Source organism: Chryseobacterium sp. MHB01, from assembly GCF_034651565.1.
Lineage (GTDB): Bacteria > Bacteroidota > Bacteroidia > Flavobacteriales > Weeksellaceae > Chryseobacterium > Chryseobacterium nepalense.
Genome location: NZ_JAYEDA010000029.1, coordinates 1 through 11,113, shown reverse-complemented (window position 1 = coordinate 11,113; position 11,113 = coordinate 1). Strand labels below are relative to the sequence as shown.

Sequence of the window (11,113 nt, the reverse complement as noted above, 5' to 3'; positions counted from 1 at the left end):
CCGGATTCACCGCCCTGTCGCCGCCCTTTTTCTGTTTTTCGGCGGCGGCAACGCCGCCGCCGAAAAACAGAAAAAAGCGAGTAGTGAAAGCCGGAAATGTGCGCCCCAATTTATCCTCCTGTAGAAAAGCTTTCAAAAGTGGTCATTCCCCCGTCTACAAATATACTCGCCCCTGAAATATAGTCTGCGTGATCACTGGCCAGAAATACGGCAAGATTTCCGATATCTTCCGGCTGACCGATTCTGTTGTAAGGGACAAGTTTCATGAGAGCATTCATGGATTCCGGAGTACTCCATGCGTTTTTATTAATCGGCGTCTGAATAGCACCCGGGCAAATGGAATTGACGCGAATTTTGTCGGCCCCGTATTCCTGGGCAAGCGTCTGCATCAACATGCGGATTGCTCCTTTGCTGGCTGCATAATTGGCGTGTCCGGCCCAGGGAATAACTTCATGAACCGAGCTGATATGAATAATTTTTCCGCACGCAATGGATCGTGAGGGATCGATACCGCGGCGAAGAAATTCTTTTATCGCTTCACGGGCACATAAGAACTGGCCTGTAAGGTTGATATTGATTACAGTATTCCATTGGTCGAGGGTCATTTCCGTGAATTTAGCATCTTTCTGGACCCCTGCATTGTTGATAAGAATATCAACAGTTCCGAATTGTGAAATGACCTGCTGAAACATTTTGACGACCTGCTCTTCACTGGAAACATCACATTGGTAAATCATTCCGTTTCCGCCGGCGTCCGTTATTTCCTTTAAAATTTTACCGGCTTCATCTGCTGAATGTTCTGATGAATGATTTACGATGACGGTAGCTCCGGCGGCAGCAAGTGATTTTGCAATCCCCGAACCTATTCCGCTGGAAGCCCCGGTGACAATGGCAACCTGGTTTTTGAGAGAAATTTCCATGTTTTATTATTTGATGTTACTCAAATTTAGCTGAAAGGATCACGCCAAACATAAAAATTTCACTTAAAAAATTCTTAAAGTTTTTTGTACATAATATATTGCGGTCCGCTTCTTCCGATTCTGGTTTTTCCCTCGTAGTGATATCCTGTATTGCGATATAGCTGATAAGCGGCAATGTTGTTCTGGTTTACGGCAAGTACGATTTCATCGCAGTTTTTAAAATTCTCACGGACAAATTCATCAACCTTAATCATCGCTGCCTTTCCGATGCCTTTCCCCTGCAGTTCAGGATTCACTGAAAACGAACGCAACAGCATGGCTTGTTTGTTATCGGTAAGTTCTAATTTGTCACTCCCAAAATCCAGCACCAGAAATCCGCAGGGATTTTCATCCTCGAAAATAGTTATCGGAAAGGCAAGAGTATCCTTTCGTTCTTCGATTTTTTTTAATGCCTGCTCTGCAGTAGCCGTATATTGCATCTGATCTTCGTCCAGAGCATAATTTACTCCCGGAAAATCTTTTTGTTCAAAAAAATTTAACTGTACCATAATATTAGTGATGATAAATGTCTTCGTACATTACTCCCGCTTTGATTTCAACGGGCAGCCTGTTTTCTTCAGGAACAATCGGGCAATTGTAATCATAGGCATTGTACGCACAATAAGGTTGGTATGATGTATTGAAATCTAAAGTAATAGTGTCACCTTCAGGAGTTTTTAGATCTATATATTTTCCGCCGCCATAGGTTTCTTTCCCGTTGGTCGCATCACGAAATGGCAGAAAAAGATAATCTTTGTATTTCTTTTGTTTGAGTAAATCTAAGCTTTGATAAAGATTTAATGTGTAGGATTTTCCGTCAAGTTGAAAAGTTGCTTTCCCATATTCTCTATACGACTTTGAATTCCCGGAAGAGGTAGGAAGATCAAAAGGTTCTGCATTTTCCGTTCTGGTAAATTTTGCGGTCACTCTGTATTTTTCATCAATCGGGAAGAAAGGATGCTGTTTGAAATTTTTGAAATTTTCTCCGCGCAAAGGTGTTTCTTTAGGGTTGAGATATTCGGCATTCAGCTCTTTTTGAAATTTTTTCACCACAGCTATTTCTTGTGAATCTTTTTGGGAAAAGATCAGCACAGGCAAAAGTAAGAATAGAAGTATGTAGTTTTTCATGATAAATATTTTAACCACTAAGAACCAATTAAAAAAGTTAATTATAATTAGAAGCAATAAATTTCTTGTATTAAAGAGATTTCCAGCACGACTTAAATTTTACATATGTTTAATTTCCTCTTAAAGGTTTAACTATAGGTAAGATTCAGAAATTTTTACCCGGTAAATATCAGAGGAATTTCTTTTGATCGATTCTACAAAAAATCCTCCTTCCTCGGGAATAACTTCTTTCAGATCAAAACTTTTACAGCCTTTAGGAAGTCCTGAAAAAACCAGGGTAAACCAAAAGTCTTTCATAAACGGCACCGGTGTCCAGTTCGGATAAATGGTGATATTTTCCGCATGAATCAGTCTGCTTCTGTGATCCGACTGGTTATCAAAAAGATAGGTTGAATGCCAGATTCTGATCAGATTTCCCAAAAATGGGGAAGCCGGGAAACAACAATGTACAATCACCTGCTGTTCTTCCTGAACTTCAGTTTGTAGGGATTCCAGTAATTCTTTAACAATAACAGGTTTTGCTATAGTTTCTGACATATTTTTAATGTAGTAAGCCGTGAAAAGTAAAATGTGAGAAGCTGATTGTATAAAAGTAAAAATTGAATTGCATCAACTAATAACATCTTACCTCTCACTTCTTCCTTCTTACATCCTACTTTTAATATTTAAGTTGTAATTTTTCTTTTGTATAATTTCTCACTTTTTCGGTGAGCTCCGGATTCGCAGCAAGTTTCTGTCCATAAGATGGGATCATTTCCATCAGCTTGTCTTTCCATTCTCCGTTAAGCTTTTCAGGGAAGCATCTTTCAAGGACATTCAGCATGGCGTATACTGCCGTTGACGCACCGGGTGAAGCCCCCAGTAATGATGCGATAGTCCCTCTTTTATTAACAACCACTTCAGTTCCGAACTCCAGTTTTCCACCGTCTTTTTCATCTTTTTTAATGATCTGTACTCTTTGTCCGGCTACTTTAAGTTCCCAGTCTTCTTCTTTGGCATCTTTGATAAATTCTCTCAAATGCTGAATTCTCTGCGCCTTCGTCATGGCAACCTGCTGAATAAGATATTTTGTTAAGGGAATGTTATGCCACCAGGCTCCGAAAAGTGATCTTATATTTTTTGTATTCACACTTTCGGGAAGATCCAAATAACTCCCCTCTTTCAGAAACTTTGTTGAAAATCCTGCGAAAGGACCGAATAATAAAGCTTTCTCACCATCTATAATTCTCAGATCCAGGTGTGGAACGGACATTGGCGGGGCATCAACGGTTGCCTGTGTATATACTTTTGCATTATGTTTTTCCACCAATTCCTGATTATGACTTACCAGCCATTCTCCTGAAACCGGAAAACCTCCATACCCTTCACTTTCTTTAATATCTGAACTGTCCAATAGCGGTAAAGCATATCCTCCTGCGCCGATGAATACAAAACTCGCTTCCACTTCCTGTTTATGATTGTGAATTCTATCTTTCACCTTCATGTCCCAGCTTCCGTCTTCTTTAGGATCAATATCTTTTACTTCATGGTATAAGAATACTTCAACATTGGAGTCCTCCAGCAAATGCCTTCCCATTTTTCTTGTTAAAGTACCAAAATTAACATCAGTTCCCATATTCATTTTGGTAGCAGCCATTATCTCAGAACCGTTTCTTTTACTCATAACAAGGGGAATCCACTCTTTCAGTTTTCCATAATCGGTGGTAAATTCCATTCCTTTAAACAAAATTGATTCCGACATTTTTTCATGACGCTTTTTGAGGTATTCGGCGTCTTTTTCTCCAAAAACCAAGCTCATGTGCGGACAGGAATTGATAAAGTCCTTCGGCTGTTGTATATATCCTTTGGTAATCAGATAAGACCAGAATTGCTTGGAAATTTCAAACTGTTCTGCTATACTTTCTGCTTTTGAGATATCGATGGTTCCATCTGGTTTTTCGGTGGTATAGTTAAGCTCACAAAACGCGGAATGTCCTGTTCCTGCATTATTCCAGGCAGCGGTGCTTTCTTTGGCGAATCTTCCCAGCCTCTCGAAAATAGCGATTTCAAGGTCAGGATCAAATTCATGTAATAATGTAGCTAAAGTGGCACTCATAATTCCGCCACCTATGAGAACAACGTCGTATTTAGGTTTCGGCGTTCTACCTGTAAGCGTTTGTGACATAATTTTAATTTTATTATCTCAAAGTTCGGGAAAAGTTATTAAAATCTTGACTCGTTTATGGAATTTAACATGATTTTAGGTTAGATGATCAGGTTAAATTTAAGCTGAGAAATTATATCACATTTTATAATAAAAAAATTAGCATGATATCGTTGCTAATAATGTAATATTATCGGCAAAAATATCATGCTGAACTTTTTATGTATTAGAATTAATTCAGTTTTGTAGTCAGTTTTTTAAACTGTTTTTCGGCATTTTTACCTTCGTATAAAATACCATAAATGGTATCGACAATAGGTAGCTTTAATCCTTTGTCTTTCGATGTTTTATAAATTGAGTCTGCTGCATAATATCCTTCTGCGATCATATTCATCGACTGGATTGCAGATTTTACCGTGTACCCCTTCCCGATAAGGTTTCCTAAGTTTCTGTTTCTTGAAAATAAAGAGTACGCTGTTACCAATAAATCTCCTAAATATGCACTTTCATTAACATCTCTCGGTGCTTCATAAATGGATTCCAGGAAAGTTTCCATTTCACGGATGGCATTTGATACGAAAACCGCGGTGAAGTTGTCTCCATACCCTAAACCGCTTGCAATACCTGCTCCGATAGCGAAAATATTTTTAAGGATTGCGCTGTATTCATTTCCCAAAATATCTTTACTGGAATGTACCTTGATAAAATCTGAATTGAAAATATTTACAAGCTTTTCGGAAGTTTCATCTTCCACCGTGGCTATGGTGAGATAAGAAAGTCTTTCCATCGCGACTTCTTCTGCATGGCAAGGCCCTGCAATAACTGCCTGGTTTCGGAATCCTATTTTGAATTCATCTCTCAGATAATGGGCTACCACATCATTTACTTTAGGAATAATCCCTTTAATCGCAGAAACAAAAATTTTATTTTTATAGTCACAGGTCATTTTATCCAGTGTATCAGACAGATAGATAGAGGGTGTTGCCAATACAATCGTCTCACAGGAAGTGACAAGTTCGTTGATATCGGTAGTAAGCTTTAAGTTTTTCAGATTGAAATTAACTGCAGTAAGATAGGTGGGATTGTGCCCTCTTTGCTCAATGGCGCCTTTTACATATTCGTTTCTCACGCACCAATGTACTGTTTTACAGTTTTCAACCAGCATTTTTACGATAGCCGTTGCAAAACTTCCGCTTCCTACCACGCCTACGGCAACATCATTTTTGCTTTTTTTCGGATTCGATTCTGTATTCGTTTTCTTTTTAGCCATAATAGAAATGTGAACTGCAAATATATTAAAACAAAGAATGATGAGCCCTTTTCAGGGTATGATAAAACCCATTTTATTTCAAAATTAATATATCAGGACAATGAAATGTTTAATTCTCCGTTATTTATAGAAATATTTATTTTTTTATTAAACATAAGTTCAAAAATTTATTTTTAATTAAATTTGCAGGCTTAAAATCGTTTTGTAATTATACTAAGAGAAGAAAAATGAAAAAATTTCTGAGCAGCAAAAAGAAAGTAAATGTACTTTTAGGAGTTCTTTTACTTATCGTTTTTGCACAGGGGATCTTCATTGCAAAGTTGTACTCCGAAAAGGACGACAAAAACTATGAGGTGAATCTTGTAAAAATAAACACTGAAAAAGACAGTGTAGATTACTTAAAAATGAAGACGGATCTTACCTTGGTAGATCAGACTGTAGCACAGCTCAATTCTTTCCTGAAATCAAAGGATGTGCCGAATGTAAAGCTGGAGGTTCTTAAAAAAGACAGTATTTCCAATTCCGTTTATCTCGCGAAACAAGCCAACCGGTACAGCCAGTATCTGATGGACATTCAAAAAAAACTTCTTCAGGTTCCTTTAGGAATGCCTACGGAAGGGTATATTTCGTCTAATTTCGGAATCAGAAAAAATCCTATTCCTTTTAAAACCGTTTTTGCTTCCGTAAAAAACAATACCGCAAAATCGGCCGTTGCCGTTGCAGCTCCTGAAGTGAAAGCGGAACCTGTGGAAAAGATTATTGAAGTAACCGACAGCTACGGCGAAAAACGACAGGTAAAGGTAATGGTAACGCCAAAAGCCAGTTCTACAGCTGCTGCCACAAATACATCTTCAGCTATTGCAGCAAATACCAAACCGGCAGAAAAAAATAATCCTCCCGCTGAAGCAGATCAGATGCAGTTTCATAAAGGACTGGATATTGCAGTCGCTTTTGGTTCTGATGTTGTAGCAACTGCTGCAGGAACGGTTATTTTCTCAGGTCAGAAAGGTGGTTATGGCAACTGTGTTATTGTTTCTCATGGCAATGGTTTGGCAACACTTTACGGCCATTTATCTCAACTGGTTGCGAAAGTAAATGATAAGGTAAAAGTAGGTCAGGTGATTGCCAAGTCCGGAAATTCCGGCCGTTCCACAGGGCCCCACCTTCATTATGAAGTACATAAAAACAACAGCCCGGTGAATCCGAAGCTGTTTATGAATTTATAATTTTATGATTATTTATATTGACAGGATTTCGGCGGCACCTTTGGTGCCGCCGAAATTTTTTTTCATGGAAAATCATTTAATAAGCCGCCGTAAAACGTTCTCTGATATGATTGTTCTGTTCAAGTTCATCAACAAGCACTACCGCTACATCTTCTACCGAAAGAACACTTCTTCCGTTTTCATCAAATACAGGATTTTCCAGGGCGGTTCTGTACTTTCCGGTTCTCACACCTGCTGTTCCCTGGTGCATTTCAATGGCAGGACTGAAGAAAGTCCAGTCCAATGTACTATTTTCTTTAATTTTATTTAAATAATCTCTTGCGGCAGTAGCGCCCGGTTTAATTTCGGCAGGGAAATCCGGTCCATCCACTAATTGTTTACCATCAATATATAAACTTCCTGCTCCACCTACGGTAATAAATCTTTTAACACCTGATTGTTCAACAGCTTTTTCGATGTTGATAGATCCGTTAAGAAAATCATTATACAGATTAGGATTTGTCCAGCCTGCATTAAAAGTATTGATTACTGCATCATTACCCTTCAATACTTCTGCCAGTTCGTCGATATTATTTACATCAACACTTTTTGCTTTTACCTTTTCATTTTGCTGAACTTTTGAAGCATCTCTTGCGATAGCCTCCACTTCATAACCTCTGTTTGACAATTCATTCACAACCTGTGTGCCTACAAATCCTGTAGCGCCAATTACTGCTACTTTTTTCATAATATTTATTTTTAAATTAATTGTAATATATTTTGTTACATTTATGCTCAAAATTTTTTATTTGAAATGGTCAAGAAACTCCTGAAGCGTTTTATTACCCAAAAACGTAAGAACCAGCTGATCTGTCTCAGAAAACAATGTCTGCAAATGTTCATTAATTTCTTTCCCTACGGAACATGCAGGATTAGGATTATTGTTTTTCTTTCCCAGAACTTCCGTATTTTTCACGGCCAGATAAATATCTGATATTTTTATGATATCGGCATTTTTTGCGATCCGGGTTCCCCCTTCCTTTCCCTGTCTGCTGATAATCAGTCCTGCTTCTTTCAGAACACTCAATTCTTTTCGAACAATAACAGGATTAATATTAATACTTCCCGCCATCCATTCGGAAGTGAGCCATTCCTGAGGACTTTCCGCCAATAAAGTCATAATATGTATTGCCGTGGCAAATCTTGTGTTGTTCATCGTAATTATATTACAAATATACAGAATTTTTTAAATGTAACAAATTTTATTACAGTTTAGTTTTTCTTAAAGAATAAGTTTATCCAAATCTAAAAGGAGGTAGTTGATACTTTGATTAATCGTTCTTGTTGCAGACTGCATTTGATTGAGCATTGCCGCACGGTTATGAAGATCATTGGATCTGTAATAACCGCCGTCACTAAAAATGACCGACTGGTCTGCTTTAAGCTTATTATCGTCAAACTGATAATGCAGCCATCGTTCTTTCATACTGCTGATAATAGAATGTTTTTCTTTATTAGAAAATTTCTTTTCCGTATACATATACCAGACAAAAGGCGGAAAGTTCGGTGATTCTAATTTTTCATTCCATACATCCCGCAAAAGATTTCGCTGGTGGATAAATTCTACTTTTCTCCCTTTTGGATTTAAAGTCGCCAAACCAAAACCAGCTCCGAGTGCACCACCACCAATGTCTATTGCATTGCTCCAACCATTATCTTTAACGATACCTCCGGCAATGGAAGCTGCTGCTCCAGCAACTATAGAATAAAGAATCAGTTTATTATTCCGCGAGTCATTAAGGTTATCTACGTATGCGCCGATTTGTGCTACTCTTTCCCCTTCACAATCAAATTCTGCAGCCACCGCGTCAAGCTCGGTTAATGCAATGGTTATTTTACTGTTGATCTTTGTTTTGAGTTGTAAAACTTTTACCTGAGAAGCTAGTGAATTATCCTTTTTAAGTTTCATGATCTCGTGAACTTCATCAAGATTGTCCAAAGCATTCAAAATTAAAATGCTCTGATCTGAAAAATTTTCTTTAAGATCTTTATTGGCTGCAAGAATAGAATCTGAATTATAGGAAGAAATTGTCTTGGAATAATTGTATTTAAAAGGTGCTTTACAATAACTATCCTTAAGGGTAAGGATATTTTGCCTGATTACCTGATTCTTCTTTGAAACACATGATGTCAAAACGCATGAAAAAAATAAAAAATAAAATAAATTCCTCATTCCATTACAATTACTGAGATAAGTAAAAAAATACAAATCAATACCAATACTAATATACGGAAATAAAAAAATTTACCCGGGATACAGGTAAATTTTAAGTTTATTTTAAATAATATTTATTTAATCCCAAGAAGTTCCACTTCAAAAATAAGAGTACTGTTTGGTCCGATTTCTTTGCTGATCTGCTGATCCCCATACGCTAAATGTGGTGGGATAATCAGTCTCCATTTACTTCCTACAGGCATCAGCTGAAGCGCTTCTGTCCATCCGGCAATTACCTTATTTAACGGAAAGGATGCAGGTGTTCCTCTTTTTACAGAACTGTCAAAGATTTTTCCTGTAATAGTTGTTCCGTGATAATGACATTTTACAGTAGACCTCGGACCCGGTTTTTCGCCCTCGCCATCTTTTATAATTTCATACTGCAAGCCGCTTGGTAGCTGAACAACTGTTTCTCTCTTACCATATTCTTCCATATATTCCTTACCATCTTTCAGGTTTTTCTCTGCCTGTTCTTTCTTTCTTTTAAATAACATATCTGCTACGCCCATAATTGATATTTTTTACAAAGATAAGACTTTAGAACCGGAAGCAGGAGATCAGATATGTGAAGTTTTTAAATCTGAAAAACAGAAGTCAATAATATTGAGGTAATGATGAATTGTTACTCTTCAGAAAATTCAAGTATGTTTAATACTATGTTAACAACTTTTCCGAAAGTTGGCGCTATAATTGGATTTAAAAACTGATGCCAGATCCATTGAAATATAATAGAGACTATGATAAGCTGACTGACGAAGAAAAAATACTTTTTGAAATCAATAAGAAAAGTATTTCTGATTTTGTGGAACAGTCCGCTTCATTAAGCGATGTAAATTACGCTACCAGAAATGCCCATGCCAAAACTTATGCCGTTGCAAATGGAAAATTCATAATTAGTGAAAATATTTCTCCAAAACTTCAGCATATTTTTGATAAGAAAGTGTACGATCTTACCATCCGACTTTCCAATGCACACCTGAAAATCATCAAAGGTAAAAAAGAGATTCCGGCTTACGGTTTTGCAGTAAAAATAAAAGATGAGCAAGGTAATCTTATTGCCAATTATCCATTGGTAAATTTCCCATTATTTCCCATCAATTCAGTTTGTACTTTTCTGAAATTATTTACTTCAATAAATCAGTTTTATATTAAAAAATGGAGCAGCTTTTCTTTACTTGCACAAATTGCTAAAGTGATCCCTTCTACATGTACACCTTCATTTATAAAGAATCTCTTTAAGCTTTTTCATAAAAGAAATGACTTTATTCTTTCATTCGACTTTCATTCGGTTGGTGCTTATCGTCTCGGAGACTATATGGTTAAGATTAAATTGGCTCCGCAATTTGTTGATAAAAAATTTAATAAAAACAAAAAGATGAAACAAGCAGTTGAAGAATATCTGAAATCAAGAGCGTTCACAGCTAATGTATATGTTCAATTTTGCTATGATATAAAAGATCAACCAATTAACCAGCTGAATGTTGAATGGAAAAATTCACCATTTATTAAAATCGGAGAATTAAAGATCGGGAAAGACAACCTTCTTAATCCTGCTTCTTGTGAAAACGAGCTTTTGTCATTTAACCCTTATGAAAGTAAAGCTTTATTTCAGCCTGTAGGAAAAATACAAAGACTAAGAGAAGAAGCGTATAAAGTTTCTCTAAAAACACGGGTTAAAATCAATAAATTACTGAAATATAATACATAATCACATTACCATGCTTATATTTATGTAACTTGAGTAAAACAATTTTGTTATCTTTTTCAGGAGCTTTCTCTCGCTCTCCGCTCTTACTCCTCGCTCCAGAGCTTTCCGGGCTTAAAGCCCTTCTTTCCATTCCTGCTGTGGGGTAGCCGCTGCTATCGAGGCTAGGGTAGTTGCCTGTCTTTATATGAGTAATGAGTAATGAGGAATTGGTAATGAGTAATGAGTAATGAGTAATAAGAGCATGGATAAAATTCATGATTGGTATTTTAAGTACGGCTTAAGCTTGATACCTGAATCTTAACTTAAACCTTAACAAGTCCTAAACTTTAAACTTTAAATTCTAAACGCTGAACATTAAACCCTGAACATCCACATCTTACTTCTCACTTCTTACATCTCACTTCTTACTGTCCACTTCTCACTTT

12 protein-coding genes are annotated in these 11,113 nt (G+C 36.9%); 2 read left to right on the top strand and 10 right to left on the bottom strand.

Annotation, left to right across the window (positions count from 1 at the left end; translation table 11 throughout):
* Positions 1-110: 110 nt before the first annotated feature.
* The 6 genes from U9K52_RS20895 to U9K52_RS20870 all read right to left on the bottom strand — a co-directional run bounded on the left by U9K52_RS20895 (position 111) and on the right by U9K52_RS20870 (position 5,500).
* Positions 111-920, bottom strand: a complete 810-nt coding sequence (locus U9K52_RS20895; RefSeq protein ID WP_263602388.1) for a glucose 1-dehydrogenase — start codon at positions 918-920, stop codon at positions 111-113.
* Positions 921-994: 74 nt separating this feature from the next.
* Positions 995-1,468, bottom strand: a complete 474-nt coding sequence (locus U9K52_RS20890; protein ID WP_322927983.1) for a GNAT family N-acetyltransferase — start codon at positions 1,466-1,468, stop codon at positions 995-997.
* A 4-nt stretch (positions 1,469-1,472) separates the two neighbouring features.
* A complete protein-coding gene (locus U9K52_RS20885; RefSeq protein ID WP_322927982.1) occupies positions 1,473-2,087 on the bottom strand; it encodes a DUF1684 domain-containing protein in 615 nt (204 codons plus the stop codon).
* A 132-nt stretch (positions 2,088-2,219) separates the two neighbouring features.
* Complete coding sequence (locus tag U9K52_RS20880) at positions 2,220-2,624, bottom strand: hypothetical protein (RefSeq protein ID WP_263602385.1); 405 nt, start codon at positions 2,622-2,624, stop codon at positions 2,220-2,222.
* A gap of 121 nt (positions 2,625-2,745) precedes the next feature.
* Positions 2,746-4,251, bottom strand: a complete 1,506-nt coding sequence (gene mqo, locus U9K52_RS20875; protein ID WP_322927980.1) for a malate dehydrogenase (quinone) — start codon at positions 4,249-4,251, stop codon at positions 2,746-2,748.
* Between the two features lie 211 nt (positions 4,252-4,462).
* Entirely contained in the window at positions 4,463-5,500 is a 1,038-nt protein-coding gene (locus U9K52_RS20870) for an NAD(P)H-dependent glycerol-3-phosphate dehydrogenase (protein WP_248394698.1), read from the bottom strand.
* Between the two features lie 227 nt (positions 5,501-5,727).
* On the opposite strand from U9K52_RS20870, the gene U9K52_RS20865 reads away from it, so the two are divergent.
* On the top strand, positions 5,728-6,726 hold the full coding sequence (locus U9K52_RS20865) for a M23 family metallopeptidase (protein ID WP_263602383.1): 999 nt from the start codon (positions 5,728-5,730) through the stop codon (positions 6,724-6,726).
* Positions 6,727-6,802: 76 nt separating this feature from the next.
* Here the strand turns inward: U9K52_RS20865 and U9K52_RS20860 are convergent, their stop codons facing one another.
* From U9K52_RS20860 to U9K52_RS20845, 4 genes are all read right to left on the bottom strand, one after another.
* On the bottom strand, positions 6,803-7,453 hold the full coding sequence (locus U9K52_RS20860) for an NAD(P)-dependent oxidoreductase (RefSeq protein ID WP_248394702.1): 651 nt from the start codon (positions 7,451-7,453) through the stop codon (positions 6,803-6,805).
* A 57-nt stretch (positions 7,454-7,510) separates the two neighbouring features.
* Positions 7,511-7,921 carry an Rrf2 family transcriptional regulator gene (locus tag U9K52_RS20855; RefSeq protein WP_263602382.1) on the bottom strand — a complete coding sequence of 137 codons (411 nt, stop codon included), beginning with the start codon at positions 7,919-7,921 and terminating at the stop codon, positions 7,511-7,513.
* Between the two features lie 66 nt (positions 7,922-7,987).
* Positions 7,988-8,938 (bottom strand): hypothetical protein, encoded by a 951-nt coding sequence (locus tag U9K52_RS20850; protein ID WP_248394706.1) that lies wholly within the window; start codon positions 8,936-8,938, stop codon positions 7,988-7,990.
* Positions 8,939-9,054: 116 nt separating this feature from the next.
* Entirely contained in the window at positions 9,055-9,489 is a 435-nt protein-coding gene (locus U9K52_RS20845; RefSeq protein WP_322927977.1) for an FKBP-type peptidyl-prolyl cis-trans isomerase, read from the bottom strand.
* Between the two features lie 197 nt (positions 9,490-9,686).
* Between U9K52_RS20845 and U9K52_RS20840 the strand changes: the two genes are divergently transcribed.
* Positions 9,687-10,688, top strand: a complete 1,002-nt coding sequence (locus tag U9K52_RS20840; protein WP_322927976.1) for a hypothetical protein — start codon at positions 9,687-9,689, stop codon at positions 10,686-10,688.
* Positions 10,689-11,113: the final 425 nt, after the last annotated feature.

Excerpts from the sequence above, each read along its gene's own strand:
- U9K52_RS20880 (WP_263602385.1), bottom strand. The coding sequence starts at position 2,624 with ATGTCAGAAACTATAGCAAAACCTGTTATTGTTAAAGAATTACTGGAA.
- U9K52_RS20840 (WP_322927976.1), top strand. The coding sequence starts at position 9,687 with ATGCCAGATCCATTGAAATATAATAGAGACTATGATAAGCTGACTGAC.
- U9K52_RS20890 (WP_322927983.1), bottom strand. The coding sequence starts at position 1,468 with ATGGTACAGTTAAATTTTTTTGAACAAAAAGATTTTCCGGGAGTAAAT.
- U9K52_RS20865 (WP_263602383.1), top strand. The coding sequence starts at position 5,728 with ATGAAAAAATTTCTGAGCAGCAAAAAGAAAGTAAATGTACTTTTAGGA.
- U9K52_RS20885 (WP_322927982.1), bottom strand. The coding sequence starts at position 2,087 with ATGAAAAACTACATACTTCTATTCTTACTTTTGCCTGTGCTGATCTTT.
- U9K52_RS20850 (WP_248394706.1), bottom strand. The coding sequence starts at position 8,938 with ATGAGGAATTTATTTTATTTTTTATTTTTTTCATGCGTTTTGACATCA.
- U9K52_RS20860 (WP_248394702.1), bottom strand. The coding sequence starts at position 7,453 with ATGAAAAAAGTAGCAGTAATTGGCGCTACAGGATTTGTAGGCACACAG.
- U9K52_RS20895 (WP_263602388.1), bottom strand. The coding sequence starts at position 920 with ATGGAAATTTCTCTCAAAAACCAGGTTGCCATTGTCACCGGGGCTTCC.
- mqo (WP_322927980.1), bottom strand. The coding sequence starts at position 4,251 with ATGTCACAAACGCTTACAGGTAGAACGCCGAAACCTAAATACGACGTT.
- U9K52_RS20845 (WP_322927977.1), bottom strand. The coding sequence starts at position 9,489 with ATGGGCGTAGCAGATATGTTATTTAAAAGAAAGAAAGAACAGGCAGAG.
- U9K52_RS20870 (WP_248394698.1), bottom strand. The coding sequence starts at position 5,500 with ATGGCTAAAAAGAAAACGAATACAGAATCGAATCCGAAAAAAAGCAAA.
- U9K52_RS20855 (WP_263602382.1), bottom strand. The coding sequence starts at position 7,921 with ATGAACAACACAAGATTTGCCACGGCAATACATATTATGACTTTATTG.